Annotated in this window: 13 protein-coding genes; 11 read left to right on the forward strand and 2 right to left on the reverse strand. The window is 65.5% G+C overall.

Annotated features, from left to right (window positions below; genetic code table 11):
* The first annotated feature begins 46 nt into the window (after window positions 1-46).
* From BLU39_RS03405 to glpK, 11 genes are all read left to right on the forward strand, one after another.
* A complete protein-coding gene (locus BLU39_RS03405; protein WP_092709668.1) occupies window positions 47-961 on the forward strand; it encodes a carbohydrate ABC transporter permease in 915 nt (304 codons plus the stop codon).
* Window positions 958-1788, forward strand: coding sequence for a carbohydrate ABC transporter permease (locus tag BLU39_RS03410; RefSeq protein ID WP_092709672.1), 831 nt, complete (start codon window positions 958-960; stop codon window positions 1786-1788). Before BLU39_RS03405 ends, BLU39_RS03410 begins: the two co-directional genes overlap by 4 nt.
* A gap of 8 nt (window positions 1789-1796) precedes the next feature.
* On the forward strand, window positions 1797-2693 hold the full coding sequence (locus BLU39_RS03415; RefSeq protein WP_092709676.1) for an aldose 1-epimerase: 897 nt from the start codon (window positions 1797-1799) through the stop codon (window positions 2691-2693).
* Window positions 2686-3594, forward strand: coding sequence for an SMP-30/gluconolactonase/LRE family protein (locus tag BLU39_RS03420; protein ID WP_092709679.1), 909 nt, complete (start codon window positions 2686-2688; stop codon window positions 3592-3594). The genes BLU39_RS03415 and BLU39_RS03420 overlap by 8 nt, the downstream gene beginning before the upstream one ends.
* A 28-nt stretch (window positions 3595-3622) precedes the next feature.
* On the forward strand, window positions 3623-4411 hold the full coding sequence (locus tag BLU39_RS03425; RefSeq protein WP_092709682.1) for an SDR family NAD(P)-dependent oxidoreductase: 789 nt from the start codon (window positions 3623-3625) through the stop codon (window positions 4409-4411).
* A 30-nt stretch (window positions 4412-4441) separates the two neighbouring features.
* Complete coding sequence (locus tag BLU39_RS03430) at window positions 4442-5896, forward strand: NAD-dependent succinate-semialdehyde dehydrogenase (protein ID WP_092709685.1); 1455 nt, start codon at window positions 4442-4444, stop codon at window positions 5894-5896.
* Between the two features lie 64 nt (window positions 5897-5960).
* Window positions 5961-7352 carry a porin gene (locus BLU39_RS03435; protein WP_175539196.1) on the forward strand — a complete coding sequence of 464 codons (1392 nt, stop codon included), beginning with the start codon at window positions 5961-5963 and terminating at the stop codon, window positions 7350-7352.
* A gap of 69 nt (window positions 7353-7421) precedes the next feature.
* Window positions 7422-9443 (forward strand): alpha-glucosidase, encoded by a 2022-nt coding sequence (locus BLU39_RS03440; protein WP_092709692.1) that lies wholly within the window; start codon window positions 7422-7424, stop codon window positions 9441-9443.
* A 7-nt stretch (window positions 9444-9450) separates the two neighbouring features.
* Window positions 9451-10212: a TSUP family transporter gene (locus tag BLU39_RS03445; RefSeq protein WP_092709695.1), complete on the forward strand. Its 762-nt coding sequence runs from the start codon at window positions 9451-9453 to the stop codon at window positions 10210-10212.
* Window positions 10213-10255: 43 nt separating this feature from the next.
* Entirely contained in the window at window positions 10256-11815 is a 1560-nt protein-coding gene (gene glpD / locus BLU39_RS03450; protein ID WP_092709698.1) for a glycerol-3-phosphate dehydrogenase, read from the forward strand.
* Window positions 11812-13302 carry a glycerol kinase GlpK gene (gene glpK, locus BLU39_RS03455; protein ID WP_092709701.1) on the forward strand — a complete coding sequence of 497 codons (1491 nt, stop codon included), beginning with the start codon at window positions 11812-11814 and terminating at the stop codon, window positions 13300-13302. Before glpD ends, glpK begins: the two co-directional genes overlap by 4 nt.
* 169 nt (window positions 13303-13471) lie before the next feature.
* On the opposite strand, the gene BLU39_RS03460 is transcribed toward glpK, so the two are convergent.
* Both BLU39_RS03460 and alaC read right to left on the reverse strand, forming a co-directional pair.
* Window positions 13472-14275, reverse strand: coding sequence for an alpha/beta fold hydrolase (locus BLU39_RS03460; RefSeq protein ID WP_092709704.1), 804 nt, complete (start codon window positions 14273-14275; stop codon window positions 13472-13474).
* A 360-nt stretch (window positions 14276-14635) separates the two neighbouring features.
* On the reverse strand, window positions 14636-15853 hold the full coding sequence (gene alaC, locus BLU39_RS03465) for an alanine transaminase (RefSeq protein WP_092709708.1): 1218 nt from the start codon (window positions 15851-15853) through the stop codon (window positions 14636-14638).
* Between the last annotated feature and the right edge of the window lie 295 nt (window positions 15854-16148).

The following is a 16148-nucleotide window of genomic DNA, read 5'->3' on the forward strand; positions in this document are numbered from 1 at the left end:
GTCCGGGCGGCACACGCATACGCACACCGCAACAGACGAGGAAATCATGAGGCAACGCACCCTGAAAAGCCGCATCACGGACCCCAGCGAAACGACGCTGGCCTGGGTCCTGCTGACGCCGGCGATTCTGTTTTTACTGCTGATCGTGGCCTACCCGGTCGGCAAACTGATCTACAACAGCTTTTTCGACATCCGCCTGTCCGGCGGCAGCCTGCCCAGTTTCGTGGGCCTGGATAACTACAAGATGGCGCTGGAAGACAGCCTGTTCTGGAAGTCGCTGAAAAACACCGTCATCATCACCGTCGTCACCGTGCCGGGCGCGCTGGTGGCGGGCCTGGGCCTGGCCATGCTGGCCAACATGCCGTTCAAATACCGCTGGCCCGTGCGCCTGGCGCTGCTGCTGCCGTGGGCACTGCCGCTCGCTTTCGTCGGCCTGATCTTCGCCTGGTTCTTCCACAGCGAATACGGCCTGGTCAACGACATCATCCGCCGCATCGACCTGCTGATCCCCGGCCTGGGCTGGGAGCCGCAAATCTGGTTCAACTCGCCCGCGCTGACCATGGCCGCCATCTGCATCACGACCATCTGGAAAACCTCGTCGTTCATGGCGCTGATTTTGCTGGCCGGCCTGCAGACCATCCCCGCCTCGCTGTATGAAGCGGCCGAAGTGGACGGCGCCAGCAAGTGGAAGCAATTTACGGAAGTGACCCTGCCGCTGCTGGTGCCATCGATGCTGGTGGCGCTGATCTTCCGCACCCTGACGGCCATCCAGTCTTTCGATATTCCGTACAACATGCCCGGCCCTGGCGATGAAACCAAGACCCTGGCCATGTACATCCAGTCCAATACGGTGGACTACCTTGACGTGGGCTACGGCTCGACCCTGGCCGTGTTCATGTTCCTGCTGTCGATGGCCACCACGTTTGTGTATCTGAAATATGTAAGAGGAGACAAAGAATGAGCGGCCTGTTTTCATCGAAGCGCCTGCGCTGGTTCGCCGCCGCGATCGTCATCCTCAATGGCGTCTTCCCCGCCCTGTGGATTTTGTTCACCTCATTGAAGACCGAGAGCGAACTGACGCAAAAGCCGATCACCTACTGGCCGCACGAACCGACCATGGGCAATTTCATCTCCGCCTTCCAGGACCAGCCGCTGCTGACGTTCCTGACCAACAGCCTGATCGTGGCCGGCCTGTCGACCCTGCTCAGCCTGTTCATCAGCGCGCTGGCCGCGTATGCGATCGCCCGCCTGCGCCTGCGTTTCCGCGGCCTGATCCTCACGGCCATCATCGGCGTGTCGATGTTCCCGCTGGTGACCCTGATGGTGCCGCTGTTCGAGATCATGCGCAGCCTGGGCTTGCTGAACTCCTACTGGGCGCTCGTGCTGCCGTACACGGTGCTGAACCTGCCGATTTGCACCCTGATGATGGTGAGCTTTTTCCAGGATATCCCGCGCGACATCGAGAACGCGGCCATGCTCGACGGCTGCACCCGCATCAGCGCCCTGTGGCGCATCGTGCTGCCGCTGGCCGCGCCCGGCGTGGCGACGGCCGCCATCCTCGCCTTCGTCAATTCCTGGGACGAGTTCCTGCTGGCGCTGTCGATGAATTCGGCCGTGGCATACCGTACCCTGCCCGTCGGCATCCAGCTGTACCAAGGCGAGTTCGCCTTCCCTTGGCCGATCATTTCGGCGGCGCTGGTGGTGGCCATCGTGCCCATCGTCGTGCTGATCGTGATCTTCCAGGAAAAGGTCGTCAGCGGCCTGACCTCGGGCGGCTTGAAGGGCTGAGGTAAGACATGGACCACCAGTCTCCCTTCACCCTCGCGCACGGCGACTGCCGCGCCGACGTCCACCCGGCCACCGGTGGCGCGCTGGCGGCGCTCCGCTGGCGCGGGCGCGACATCCTGCGCGCCGCGCCGGCCAACGCCGGTGTGCGGCAGATGGCCTGCTATCCGCTGGCGCCGTATTCCAACCGCATCGGCAACGCCGTGCTGCAAGCCGATGTCCACGCGCATGCGCTGCGCGCCAACTTCCCGCCCGAGCCGCACAGCATCCACGGCTTTGGCTGGCAGCGCGCCTGGCACGTGGCGGCGCGCACATCCGACAGCGCCGAACTGCTGCTCGTGCATGGCGGCGACGCGGACTGGCCATTTGCCTGCACGGTGCAGCAAACCGTGCTGCTCGACGATGCCGGCCTGCGCCTGACCTTATCGGTGCGCAATGACGACACGCGCGCCATGCCGGCCGGCCTGGGTTTCCACCCCTATTTTCCGCTGGCCCCTGGCCTGCGCCTGCAGGCGCAATGGGATGGCGTGTGGAGCATGGGCGCCGACCGCTTGCCGGCCGGCCTGGCACCCGTGGCGCAAGCGTCGCCATTCGCCACGCCGCAGCCGGTGGCCGGCTGGCAGGCGGACAACTGCTACAGCGGCTGGACGGGCCGCGCCAGCCTCGACTACGGCAATTACAGCGTGCAGCTGTCGGCCAGCGACAATTGCGGCCATTTGGTCTGCTTCGCGCCGAACGACGAGCGCGGCTTCATTGCGCTGGAACCCGTCACGCATGCGAATAACGCGTTTGCGCTGGCCGCGCGCGGCGCGCAGGGCACGGGCATGCGCGTGCTGGCGCCCGGCGAAAGCCTGCACATCGCCATGCGCCTGGCCATGAAAGACACTGCGGAGGCCCAGCATGCGTGAATGGCAAGCCGAACTCGTGCTTGATGCGCGCACCCAGCTGGGCGAATGCCCGCTGTGGAGCGTGGCCGAGCAGTGTCTGTACTGGATCGACATCGCCGGGCGCCGTTTGCACCGCTACGATCCGGCCACAAACCTCGACCGCGTCTGGTGGGTGCCGTGCGAGCCGGGCTGCATCGCCCTGGCTGAAAAGGGCGGCCTGGTGGCGGCCCTGCGCGACGGTTTCTACCGTTTTTATCCGCAGGAAGGCTTGCTCGACAAGCTGGCCGATGCGCCGTACGACAGTAGCGACATGCGTTTCAACGATGGCCGCTGCGACAGCGCCGGGCGTTTCTGGGCCGGCGCCATGTACGAGCCGCGCACGGCGAAACTGGCCGCCATGTTTTGCCTGGAACGGGGCGCCACGCGCCTGGGCTGGGGACCGCAACAAGGCTTCGGCGTCAAGGTCAGCAACGGCCTGGCCTTCGCGGCCGATGGAGCATCACTGTTCCAGTCCGACACGCCGAACCACGTGATCTACCGTTTCGCGTTTGACGCGGCCAGCGGCCAGGTGGGCGAGCGCCAGGTGTTCGCGCGCCTGCCCGTCAAGGGCGAAGAAGCCGTGTATGGCGGCCGTCCCGATGGCGCGGCCATCGACGCCGAAGGCTGCTACTGGAGCGCGCAGTACGAAGGCGGCCGGGTGCTGCGCTTTTCGCCGCAGGGCGAAATCATCGGCATCGTGCGCGTGCCCGTCACGCGCCCCACCATGATCGCCTTTGGCGGCGCCGATCTGCGCACCCTGTACATCACCAGCGCGCGCGAAGGCGCGGCGGACGACGAACTGGCGCGCCAGCCGCAGGCCGGCGGCCTCTTTGCCGTGCGCCTGGACGTGGCAGGCCGCGCCGAGCCCCTTTACCGGGATTGATACCCCACACAACCCTCCCGAGGACAGCATGAACGCCAACATCACTCTCTACCCCAGCCTGCAGGACCGCGTGGTCTTCGTCTCCGGCGGCGGCTCCGGCATCGGCGCTGCGCTGGTCGAACACTTCGCCCTGCAAGGCGCGCAAGTGGCTTTTTGCGATATCGACCGCGACGCCAGCGCCGCCCTGGCCGCGCGCATGGCGCCCCTGTGCCGCCATGCGCCGCATTTCGTCTACAGCGACATCCGCGACATCGCCGCCTACCAGGCCAGCCTGGCCGACGTCGAGGCGCGTTTCGGCGCCATCCGCGTGCTGCTCAATAACGCGGGCCGCGACGACCGCCATTCGCTGGCCGAACTGACGCCCGAGTACTGGGACAACTGCCTGGCCCTGAACCTCAAGCACCACGTGTTCGCCATCCAGCAGGTGGCGCCCGGCATGGCGGCGGCCGGCGGCGGCTCCATCATCAACCTCGGCTCGATCTCATGGATGCGCGGGCGTCCCAACCTGGTCGGCTACACCACCTCCAAGGCCGGCATCGCGGGCCTGTCGCGCACCCTGGCGCGCGAGCTGGGCGAACAGAATATCCGCGTCAACGCCATCGCCCCGGGCGCCATCGCCACGGACCGCCAGGCCGCCCTGTGGCGCGATCCGGAAGAAGACCGGCGTTTCATCGAGCTGCAATGCCTGAAATACCGGCTCGACGCGGGCCACGTGGCGCGCACGGCCCTGTTCCTGGCGGCCGACGATTCGGACGGCATCACGGGCCAGAACATCATCGTCGACGCCGGCCTCGCCCAAGTCTCTGTCGCGGGTTAAACCGCATCCCCCCATCCAAGGAGAACCCTCATGTTGAACCTGCAAGACGCAAGCCTGTTGAAACAGCAATGCCTGATCGACGGCGTCTGGTGCGATGCCGATGATGGCGCCACCATCGATGTCACCAACCCGGCCACGGGCGCAGTGATCGCCACCGTGCCGCGCATGGGTGCGGCCGAGACGCGGCGCGCCATCGCCGCCTCGCACGCGGCCTTCCGGCTGTGGCGCAAGCAGACGGTGAAGGCGCGCGCCACGGTGCTGCGCGCCTGGCATGCCTTGATTTTGCAGCACGCCGACGACCTGGCGCTGATCCTCACCAGCGAGCAAGGCAAGTCGCTGGCGGAAGCCAAGGGCGAGATCGTCTCGAACGCGGCCTACCTGGAATGGTTTGCCGAGGAAGGCAAGCGCGCGTATGGCGACGTGATCGCCCCGCCGTCGAACGACAAGCGCATCGTCGTCATCAAGCAGCCGATCGGCGTGTGCGCGGCCATCACGCCATGGAATTTCCCGAACGGCATGATCACGCGCAAGGCCGGCCCCGCCCTGGCGGCCGGCTGCGCCATGGTCCTGAAACCGGCGTCGCAAACGCCGCTGTCGGCCCTGGCCCTGGGCGAACTGGCGCTGCGCGCCGGCGTGCCGCCCGGCGTCTTCAATGTGGTGACGGGCGCGGCGCAAGCGATCGGCACGGAACTGTGCCACAACGACCTGGTACGCAAGATCACGTTTACGGGATCGACGGAAGTGGGCGCCTGGCTGTCGCGCGAGGCGGCCGGCACCATCAAGAAGCTGTCGCTGGAACTGGGCGGCAACGCGCCCTTCATCGTCTTCGACGATGCCGACATCGACGCGGCCGTCGAAGGCGTGCTGATGTCGAAATACCGCAACAGCGGCCAGACCTGCGTGTGCGCCAACCGCATCTACGTGCAGGACAGCATCTACGACGACTTCGCCGCCCGCCTCGTGGCCAAGGTGGCCGAGCTGAAACTGGGCAATGGCCTGGACGCTGGCGTCACGCAAGGCCCGCTGATCGATGAAAACGCCGTGCGCAAGATCGAGCAGCACATCGCCGACGCGCTGTCCAAGGGCGGCAAGCTGGCCATCGGCGGCAAGCGCCACGCGCTGGGCGGCAGCTTTTTCGAGCCCAGCGTGGTATTGGAAGCGAACAGCGACATGCTGGTCGCCACCGAGGAAACCTTCGCCCCGCTGGCGCCACTGTTCCGCTTCGGCAGCGAAGACGAAGTCGTCGCCATGGCCAACGCCACGCAGTTCGGCCTGGCCGGCTATTTCTACAGCCGCGACCTGGGCCGGGTCTGGCGCGTGGCCGAAGAACTGGAAGTGGGCATGGTCGGCATCAACACGGGCATGATCGCCAATGAAATGGCACCATTCGGCGGTGTCAAGCATTCGGGCATGGGCCGCGAAGGCTCGCATTACGGCATGGACGACTTCCTCGATATCAAATATTTGTGCATGGGAGGGATTTGATTATTTAATTAGGCAAGGCAGGGATCAGCAACAATACACCTATAAAAACACAGGAGACAAGATCATGCAAACGACGTTACGCAAGACCACATTGGCCGCGGCCATCACGGGCGCCCTTTTCTCGGCATCATTTGTTAGCGCTAACGCGCATGCCGACGAACTGAGCGACATGAAAGCCATGCTGGCCCAGTTGCAGGACCGGGTGGCGCAGATGGAAGCGAAGGCTGCCCAGCCGGCGCCAGCAGCAGCGATGGCGCCAGCGGCCACGGCGGCGTCCATGCCAGCGGCCACTGGCTTCAACTGGAAGCTGTACGGCCGTGGCGACATCGGCTACACGGTCTCGCGCGGCAAGGACGCCAGCGGGCGCGAACTGACCAACCACCGCCTGAACCAGGGCGAAATGGCCAGCCGCCTGGGCCTGACGGGCGCCTGGGTCTTCAGCGACGAATACAAGGCCATCTTCGGCGTCGAAACGGGCTTGAACCTGTTCAACGGCAATGCGGGCGGCGGCACGCAAAACAACACCACCTCGTCCGTGCTGTTCAACCGCGGCTCCACCGTCGGTTTTGCGTCGACCACCTGGGGCTCGGTCGAAGGCGGCACCATGTACATGGCGCCGTTCTGGGTTTCGCTGGGCGCCGACCTGGCATCGGCGCACAATTACGGCGCCAACGACTTCAGCGCCCTGTTCTCGCTCACGCGCCCCGAATCGCTGGGCCGCTACCTGAAGGACCCCGTGACGGGCAACGCCAGCAAGACGACTAGCCTGGCCGGCAACAACTCGGGCACGGCCCTGTTCTATGGCAACGCGCTGCGCTACCGCAGCCCCACCTGGAACAATATTTCGGCCGAAGTATCGTATTCGGCCGGCCAGCAGGCGTCTTCCGCCACCGACCTGGAAAACGATGGCCGCAGCTGGGCCGCCAACGTGCTGTACAAGAAGGGCGACCTGTTCCTCGGCTATGCGCACATGGATTACCAGCAGAGCAACGACATCAGCACGGCCGGCACGCCGAACTTCATCAAGCGCAACCAGGTCACGGACATCGTCGGCGCGCGCTACAAGTGGAACGACTTTACCTTGGGCGGCTCCTACACGTCCTACCGCGTGTCGAACGCGGGCGGCTATGCGGCCGACGCCTTCGGCGTGTCGGGCGCCTACGATATCGGCAAGCATCGCATCGAAGGCAGCCTGGCGCACATCAGCTATGACGGCGCCAACGCCAAAGGCGCTTTCGGCACGAATACGGGCGATGGCGTGGGCAAGCCAAAGTCGACGGCCTACTCGCTGGGCTACCTGTACAACTTCCAGCCTACCCTGTCGTTCTATGCGTATGCCACGCGCATCGCCAACAACAGCCACGCCAAGCTGGGCGTATTGCAGTTCCGGGGGGACAATAACTACTTCGGCTACAGCCCCGTCGAGCTGACCGCCGGCATGTTCCTCGTCTTTTAATTAGTGCAGTAACCCCGGCCCGCCATGCGCCACCACGCGGGCGGCCGGTTTTCACAGGAGTTGATCGTCATGCAGTACACACTACACCAGGAAAATGACAGCGTCGCCCTGCGCTGCGCCGGCCGCTTGCTGCTGCGCCACAGTCCCGCTGCGCCGTGCGTGTTCGTCGGCCAGGGCCGCGAAAGCATGGAAATGTACCGCGGTAACTTCGAGATCGAGGATTACGTCGAGGAGCGCAATGCCCTGCGCGCGCTGGCCGTCACCGAGGACGATGGCGCCACCACCCTGCGCTTTGCGCGCCATGCGGGCGAGACACCGCAACTGGTGCTGGCCGTGCAGGCAACGCCGCATGGCGTGCACCTGGTGGTGCGCTATGCGGCGCCGGGCTGGAACCGCCTGTGGCTGCGCCTGCCGGCGGAACAGGATGAACATGTGTGGGGCTGCGGCGAGCAGATGTCGTACTTCGACCTGCGCGGGCGCCACTTCCCCCTGTGGACGTCGGAGCCGGGCGTGGGCCGCGACAAGTCGACGCATTTGACGTGGCAGGCGGACGTGACGTCCAAGTCGGGCGGCGACTACTATCACACGAATTATCCGCAACCGAGCTTCATCTCTTCGCAGCGTTACTGCCTGCATGCGGAAACGACGGCGTATGCGGACTTCGATTTCCGCCAGCCCGACTTCCACGAGCTGCAATTCTGGGCCATGCCAGAGCGCCTGGAATTCATGCTGGCCGATACCTTCGCCGACCTGGTCGGCGTCGTCTCGCAGCGCTTCGGCCGCCAGCCGCAATTGCCTGCATGGCTGCAAAATGGCGCCATGCTGGGCCTGAAAGGCGGCGAGGAACATGCGCGCGCCATCCTCGCGCAGGCGCAGGAACACGGCTTGCCCGTCAGCGCCCTGTGGTGCGAAGACTGGGTGGGCTTGCGCCAGACCTCGTTCGGCAAGCGTTTGTTCTGGGACTGGCGCTGGCAGCCGCAGCGCTACCCTGACCTGAAAAACTGGATCGCCGACCTGGGCAAGCAGGACATCCGCTTCCTCGGCTACGTCAATCCCTACCTGTGCAACGACGGCACCCTGTATCAGGAAGCGCTGCGGCAGGGCTTTCTGGCGACCAGCATGGATGGCGGCGCCTACCTGGTCGACTTCGGCGAATTCGATTGCGGCGTCGTCGACTTCACCAATCCGGCGGCCGCCTTGTGGTTCGAGGAGCGCATCCTGCGCCAGGAAATGCTCGATTTCGGCCTGTCCGGCTGGATGGCCGATTTCGGCGAATACCTGCCGATCGACCTGCGCCTGCACAATGGCGCCGACGCGCGCCTGATGCACAACGCGTGGCCGACCCTGTGGGCCGAAGTCAATGCGCGCGCCATCGAGCGGGCCGGCAAGACGGGCGACGCCACCTTCTTCATGCGCGCCGGCTACACGGGCGTGCAGGCGCACTGCCCGCTGCTGTGGGCGGGCGACCAGTCGGTCGACTTCAGCCGACACGACGGCTTGCAAACGGTGATCTGCGGCGCCCTGTCGTCTGGCCTCCTGGGCAACGCCTACCACCACAGCGACATCGGCGGCTATACGAGCTTGTTCGGCAACCTGCGCACGGCCGAACTGTTCCAGCGCTGGACGGAGATGGCCGTCTTCACGTCGATGATGCGCACGCACGAAGGCAACCGTCCCGACGAAAACTTCCAGTTCTACCAGGATGAAGAGGTGTTCCGCCACTTCGCCCGCATGACGCGGCTGCACGTGGCGCTGGCGCCCACCATCCGCGCCCTGGCCGAAGAGGCCGTGGCGCGCGGCCTGCCGCTGCAACGCCCGCTGTTCCTGCACTATGAACACGACCGCGCCACCTACGCCATCCAGGACCAGTACCTGTTCGGCCCCGACCTGTTGGTGGCGCCCGTGCATGCGGCCGGTGCCGCGCGCTGGAGCGCCTACCTGCCGCAGGGCGACGCCTGGATCCACCTGTGGAGCGGCACGGTCTTCGACGGCGGCCAGCGCGTGGAAATCGATGCGCCGCTGGGCCAGCCGCCCGTCTTCGTGCGGCGCGGTTGCGCGCAGCAGGACTTCTTCCTGTCGCTGGCGAAATGAGCGTGGCATGAGCGTGGCGTCGCACCTGCTGTTCCTGGCCTGCGTGGCGCTGGCCAGCGTGGCGCAGAACCTGACGGGATTTGCCTTCGGCCTGATCCTGCTGGGCCTGACGGCCGTGCTGCACCTGGCCAGCCTGGGTGACGTGGCCAACGTCGTCAGCGTGCTGGTGCTGGTCAACGCCGCCATCACGTTTGGCCGCACGCGCCCGCGGCTGGCCTGGCCCGTGTTCGGCCCCTCGCTGGCCATCAGCCAGCTGGGCGTGGGCGCGGGCGTGGCCCTGCTGGGCTGGTTCAGCGCGCAGCAAGTGAGCCTGCTGCGCTTCCTGCTCGGCTGCGCCATCGTCGTCTGCGCCTTCATGCTGGTGCTGCGCGCCAGCGCGCGTGCGCGGCAGTCAAGCCTGCCCTCGTTTCTGTTCTTCAGCGGCGTATCCGGCGTGATGGGCGGCCTGTTCGCCAGCGCCGGCCCACCCATGGTGTACCACCTGTACCGCCAGCCATGGCCGGCCGACATGATCCGCCATTCGCTGATCGTGCTGTTCGCCGCGAATGCCGTGCTGCGCCTGGCCCTCGTGCTGGCGCACGGCCAGTTCAGCATGACGGCCTTCTGGCTGACCCTCGAGGCCTTGCCGCTGGTGATGGGCTTGACGTGGCTGGCGCGCCGCCACCCTTCGCGCCTGCCCATCGAACACGTGCGCCGCGCCGTCTTCGTGCTGCTGCTGATCGCCGGCCTGGCCCTCGTGCTGCCGCCCGTGCTGTCGCTGCTTGCCTGAGACGGCACTTGATTTTCTTTTACTTTTACCAGACGAGTCTTCCATGTCCGCTTCCCGCTTTTCCTCCCTGCCCGCCGACTGCGACCTGCTGGTCGTCGGCGGCGGCATCAATGGCGCCGGCATCGCGCGCGACGCGGCCGGCCGCGGCCTGCGCGTGGTGCTGTGCGAACAGCACGACCTGGCGCAGCACACCTCGTCCGCGTCCACCAAGCTGATACACGGCGGCCTGCGCTACCTCGAATACTATGAATTCAAGCTGGTGCGCAAGGCGCTGCAGGAACGCGAAGTGCTGCTGCGCGCCGCGCCCCACATCATGTGGCCGATGCGCTTCGTCATGCCGCACGACGCCGCTCAGCGCCCCGCCTGGATGATACGCGCGGGCCTGTTCCTGTATGACCACCTGGCCAAGCGGGCCTTTTTGCCCGCCTCGCAAGGCATCGCGCTGGACAAGCACGCGGCGGGCGCGCCGCTGAAAGCCGGCTACCGCAAGGGCTTCGTGTACTCCGACGGCTGGGTCGACGATGCGCGCCTGGTGGTGCTCAATGCGCTCGACGCGCAGGAACACGGCGCGCACATCCTCACGCGCACGGCCTGCGTCGATGCGCGCCGCGATGGCGGCGCCTGGCAAGCCACCCTGCAAGCCGGGGATGGCCAGCGCCAGGTGCTGCGCGCGCGCGCCATCGTCAACGCGGCGGGACCGTGGACGGCGCAATTCGCGGGCGCGGCCGGCGGCGGCAAGACGCAGGGGCTGCGCCTGATCAAGGGCAGCCACATCATCGTGCCGCGCCTGTTCGAGCATCCGCACGCCTACATCTTCCAGAACCCGGACCAGCGCATCATCTTCGCCATCCCCTACCAGGACGACTTCACCCTGATCGGCACCACGGACGAGGAATACAAGGGAGAGGTCAGCCAGGTGAAGATCAGCCAGATGGAAATCGATTACCTGTGCCAGGCCGCGAACCGCTATTTCAAGCGCGAGATTTCTCCCGCCGACGTCGTGTGGACGTATTCGGGCGTGCGCCCGCTGCTCGACGACAGCGCGCAGAACGCCTCGGCCGTCACGCGCGACTACCTGCTGGAGGTGGCGCGCGGCGATGTGGCGACGGGTGCGCCCCTGCTCAATATCTGGGGCGGCAAGATCACCACCTACCGCAAGCTGGCCGAGGAAGCACTGGGCTTGCTGGCGCCCCTGCTGGACAATCGCGCCGCAGCGTGGACGGCCGAGGCCCCTCTGCCCGGCGGCGACCTGCAGCAGGAAAACCAACTGGTGGACAGCCATGATTTCGACGGTTTCCTTGCCCGCTTCCAGCGCGACCACGCCTGGCTGCCGCCCGCGCTGGCGCGCCGCTATGCGCGCGCCTACGGCAGCCGCGCCACGCGCCTGCTGACGGGCGCCACCTCGATGGCCGACCTGGGCGCGCAACTGGCGCCCGGCCTGTACGAGGCCGAAGCGTACTATCTGATCGAGGTGGAATGGGCCAGGAGCAGCGACGACATCCTGTGGCGGCGCAGCAAGCTGGGATTGCGCTGCACGCCGGCCGACGTGGCGCGCCTGCAGCAGTGGCTGGCCGTCCATCTGGCGCAAGAGGTGGCGGCATGACGTATTTGCTGGCCCTCGACCAGGGCACCTCCAGTTCGCGCAGCATGGTCTTCGATGAATCAGGCGCCATCGTCGCCGTGGCGCAGCGCGAGTTCCGCCAGCTGTTCCCGCAGCCGGGCTGGATCGAGCATGATCCGATGGAAATCTGGCACAGCCAGATCGAGACCTGCCGCGCAGTGCTGGCCAAGACGGGCCTGCGGGCCGATGCGCTCGGCGCGCTGGGCATCACCAACCAGCGCGAAACGACCGTGGTGTGGGACCGCGCCACGGGCGAACCCGTCTACAACGCCATCGTCTGGCAAGACCGCCGAACAGAAGCGCTGTGCGAGGACTTGCGCGCGCGCGGCCTGGCCGGCGCCATCCATGCCAAGACGGGCCTGGTGCTCGATCCGTATTTTTCCGGCACCAAGCTGCGCTGGATACTCGACGCCGTGCCCGGCGCCCGCGCGCGGGCCATGCGCGGCGAACTGGCCTTCGGCACCATCGACACGTGGCTGGCGTGGAAGATGACGGGCGGACGCCTGCACGTGAGCGACGTCAGCAACGCTTCGCGCACCATGCTGTGGAACCTGCATGAGGGCTGCTGGGATGCCCAGCTGCTCGATTGGCTGGGCATTCCCGCCAGCCTGCTGCCATCCGTCCATCCATCGAGCCACGTGTATGGCGAAACGGATGCGGATGTACTGGGCAGCCCCGTCATCATCGGCGGCATCGCCGGCGACCAGCAGGCGGCGCTGTTCGGCCAGACCTGCTTCAAGCCGGGCATGGCCAAGAATACCTATGGCACGGGCTGCTTCTTGCTGCTCAATACGGGCGAGCAGTGCGCGCAATCGCAGCATGGACTGATCAGCACGGCCGCCTGCCAGGTGGGCGCGCAGCCCACGTACGCGCTCGAGGGCAGCGTTTTCATCGGCGGCGCCGTGGTGCAATGGCTGCGCGATGGCCTCGGTGCCATCGGCCACGCGGGCGAAGCGGAAGGCCTGGCCGCCTCCGTGCCCGATTCCGGCGGCGTGGTCTTCGTGCCGTCGTTCACGGGACTCGGTGCGCCGTACTGGGTGCCGTCGGCCAAGGGCGCCATCCTGGGCCTGAGCCGCGGCAGCACGGTGGGCCACATCGCCCGCGCCGCATTGGAAGCGATCGCCTTCCAGAGCGCCGCCCTGCTGGGCGCCATGACGCGCGACGCGCAAGCACCGATCACGGAACTGCGCGTGGACGGCGGCGCCTGCGCCAACAACCTGCTGCTGCAATTCCAGGCCGACTTGCTGGGCATCCCCGTCGTGCGCCCACAGGTGATCGAAACGACGGCGCTGGGCGCCGCCTACCTGGCCGGCCTGGCCATCGGCCTGTATCAAGGCACCGACGAACTGGCGTCGCACTGGTACGCCGACCGAACGTTCTTGCCCACCATCGGGCGCGACCAGGCGGCCAGCCTGATGCAGCAGTGGGAGGTGGCCGTGCGGCGGTTTACGGGGAATGGAGAACACTGAGAAACGTCGGGGCAAAAAAAAGCCCGCTGAGGGAGCGGGCTGAATCTAATTCCTGTGAGGAAGTAGAGGAGACAGATGCATCTTGACGCATTGCGGCATATCACGCCAATCATGTGTTGTGATGAGCAAGATAAGCTCCATCAATATCTTGGCGTGATGCCCTGCTTGCCTACCTGACGCTGCCAGCCGCTTCCTCGATCAGCCTGGCCACTTGCGCTGGGTGCGAGCTCATCACCACGTGCGAGGCGCCGTCGATCACGACGGTTTTCTTCGCATTGGCACGCCGGGCCATGAAGGCCAGCGCTTCTGCCGGAATATTCTTGTCTGCCTTGCCGTAGACAAACCAGGACGGGATCCCCTTCCAGGCCGGCGCAGGCGAGGCTTCGTTCAGCGCAACATCGGTGATCGGACGCTGGCCGACCGCCATCAGGCGCGCCTTGGCCGCCGGCAAATCGGCGGCGAACTGGTCGTGGAACTTGGCCTGCTCGATAAACAGATCGTTGCTGCCGTCGGCCAGCGGCACGGGCTTGGCCAAGGCCGTACCCAAGGTGCCGCCCGGATATTTGCCCGACAGGCCAGCGGCCGTCTCGCCGGCATCGGGAGCAAAAGCCGCCACGTACACCAGCGCCTTGACGTTGCCGCCTGCCTGGGCAGCGGCGCTGATCACCGAACCGCCGTAGGAGTGCCCCACCAGCACGACCGCGCCAGGCACGCTGTTGACGACACGGGCCACGGAATCGGCGTCACTCTTGACGCTGCGCAGATGATTGGCCGCGCCGATGACGGTGTAGCCGTCTTTTTGCAGGATGGCGGCGACGCCATCCCAGCTCGATGCATCGGCAAACGCGCCATGGACCAATACGATGGTGGGCTTGACGACGCCCGCCGCCGAAGCCGGGCTGGCAGGAACGACGCTGGCGAACAAAGTGCCCACGACGGCGGCGATGGACAATGGCTTGATGAATGAGTGCATGATGATTCCCGATATTGGAGAGTGGTGACAGGCTGCCCGCTTCTGCAGGCGTGTCGAAATACTAGCACTCAACAATGTCATTTTTGCAGCTTTGGCGGCAACCTGATCTTCTTGCAGGGGCAAGGCCTGGCCCGATGATCTGGCGGCGGGCCGCTGGTGTGGCCGGCGGTGGACAGCGGTGATGGCGACGCGCAAAAAAAAAGCCCGCTGCGGGAGCGGGCTGAATCTATTTCCTTGGAGGAAGATAGAGGAGACAGGTGAATGATGCCGCGTTGCAGCATATAAAACCACTTTATATTCGTGATGTCAGAAATACGCAGCAGTGATATTACGGGCAATGGACAATTCCGTACGGCAACTTTATGCAGCCGCTTCCGCTTTCCCGTCGCCAGAACGCAACATATTCTTGATGCCACGCAAGGCCTGCCGCACCCGCGCCTCGTTTTCGATCAGGGCGAAGCGCACGTATTCATCGCCATACTCTCCGAAACCGATGCCGGGCGACACGCTGACCTTGGCTTTTTGCAGCAGCAGCTTGGAAAATTCCAGCGAGCCCAGGTGGCGATACGCTTCCGGTATGTGCGCCCAGATATACATCGACGCCTTCGGTTTTTCCACCATCCAGCCCGCCTCATGCAAGCCTTTGACCAGCACGTCGCGGCGGCGCTGGTATTGGGCGCAGATCTCCGTCACGCAGCTCTGGTCGCCTTCCAGCGCGGCGATGGCAGCCACTTGCACGGGCGTAAAACTGCCGTAGTCGTGGTAGCTCTTGATGCGCGCCAGGGCCGCCACCAGTTCCGCATTGCCGACCATGAAGCCGATGCGCCAGCCGGCCATGTTGTAGCTTTTCGACATGGTGAAGAACTCGACGGCCACGTCGCGCGCGCCCGGCACCTGCATGATGGACGGCGCCTTCCAGCCATCGAAGGTGATGTCGGCGTAGGCCAGGTCATGCACCACCAGAATATTGTGCTGTTTCGCCAGCGCGACGACTCTTTCAAAAAATTCCAGCTCCACGCATTGCGCCGTCGGGTTGGACGGGAAGCCCAGCACCATCATCTTCGGTTTCGGGTAGCTTTCGCGGATGGCCCGTTCCAGTTCGGCAAAGAAATCCACGCCCGGCCCCATGCGCACGGAGCGGATATCGGCTCCCGCGATGACGGCGCCCCAGATATGGATCGGGTAGCTGGGGTTCGGCACCAGCACCGTGTCGCCACGGTCCAGCGTCGCCAGCATCAAGTGGGCCAGGCCCTCTTTCGAGCCGATGGTGACGATGGCTTCGCTGTCCGGGTCGATGTCGACCTCGTAGCGCTTCTTGTACCAGTGCGCAATGGCGCGGCGCAAGCGGGGAATGCCTTTTGACGCGGAATAGCCGTGCGTGTCGGGGCGTTTCACCGTCTCGACCAGCTTGTCCACGATGTGGGACGGCGTGGCGCCATCGGGATTGCCCATCGACATGTCGATGATGTCCTCGCCACGGCGGCGCGCGGCCATCTTGAGTTCGGCGGTGATATTGAAAACGTAGGGGGGAAGACGATTGATGCGCGAAAAGCTGCGCGGAGCTTGGCTGTCGGTCATGGTATCTCTATACGTAAGCGCCCGGATCCGTCCGAGCGACGTTGGCACAATGCGTGCGCCTGCAGCGATACTAACCCGAGCTTGCGGAAACTGGCAAGGCCGATTTGGACACGCTACAATACGCGCTGATCGAAAATGAGCGCACCGGTTGGTAACCCGGTAAGTGCCCGGCACAGTCCGGCATGCTCCCGCCCACGCGGACCCGCGGCGCTGACCCTTGGCTGTACCACCAGCCGGGGAGGTGTACTGGTTCGTGCATTTTCCCGCCGCGCCATCCCTCCCCTGCTTTGATGAG

Source organism: Janthinobacterium sp. OK676, from assembly GCF_900103595.1.
Classification (GTDB): Bacteria; Pseudomonadota; Gammaproteobacteria; order Burkholderiales; family Burkholderiaceae_D; genus Janthinobacterium.

Coding starts and splice junctions, on each gene's coding strand:
- BLU39_RS03405 (WP_092709668.1), top strand. CDS start 47: ATGAGGCAACGCACCCTGAAAAGCCGCATCACGGACCCCAGCGAAACG.
- glpD (WP_092709698.1), top strand. CDS start 10,256: ATGTCCGCTTCCCGCTTTTCCTCCCTGCCCGCCGACTGCGACCTGCTG.
- BLU39_RS03445 (WP_092709695.1), top strand. CDS start 9,451: ATGAGCGTGGCGTCGCACCTGCTGTTCCTGGCCTGCGTGGCGCTGGCC.
- BLU39_RS03425 (WP_092709682.1), top strand. CDS start 3,623: ATGAACGCCAACATCACTCTCTACCCCAGCCTGCAGGACCGCGTGGTC.
- BLU39_RS03460 (WP_092709704.1), bottom strand. CDS start 14,275: ATGCACTCATTCATCAAGCCATTGTCCATCGCCGCCGTCGTGGGCACT.
- BLU39_RS03440 (WP_092709692.1), top strand. CDS start 7,422: ATGCAGTACACACTACACCAGGAAAATGACAGCGTCGCCCTGCGCTGC.
- BLU39_RS03435 (WP_175539196.1), top strand. CDS start 5,961: ATGCAAACGACGTTACGCAAGACCACATTGGCCGCGGCCATCACGGGC.
- alaC (WP_092709708.1), bottom strand. CDS start 15,853: ATGACCGACAGCCAAGCTCCGCGCAGCTTTTCGCGCATCAATCGTCTT.
- BLU39_RS03410 (WP_092709672.1), top strand. CDS start 958: ATGAGCGGCCTGTTTTCATCGAAGCGCCTGCGCTGGTTCGCCGCCGCG.
- BLU39_RS03415 (WP_092709676.1), top strand. CDS start 1,797: ATGGACCACCAGTCTCCCTTCACCCTCGCGCACGGCGACTGCCGCGCC.
- BLU39_RS03420 (WP_092709679.1), top strand. CDS start 2,686: ATGCGTGAATGGCAAGCCGAACTCGTGCTTGATGCGCGCACCCAGCTG.
- glpK (WP_092709701.1), top strand. CDS start 11,812: ATGACGTATTTGCTGGCCCTCGACCAGGGCACCTCCAGTTCGCGCAGC.
- BLU39_RS03430 (WP_092709685.1), top strand. CDS start 4,442: ATGTTGAACCTGCAAGACGCAAGCCTGTTGAAACAGCAATGCCTGATC.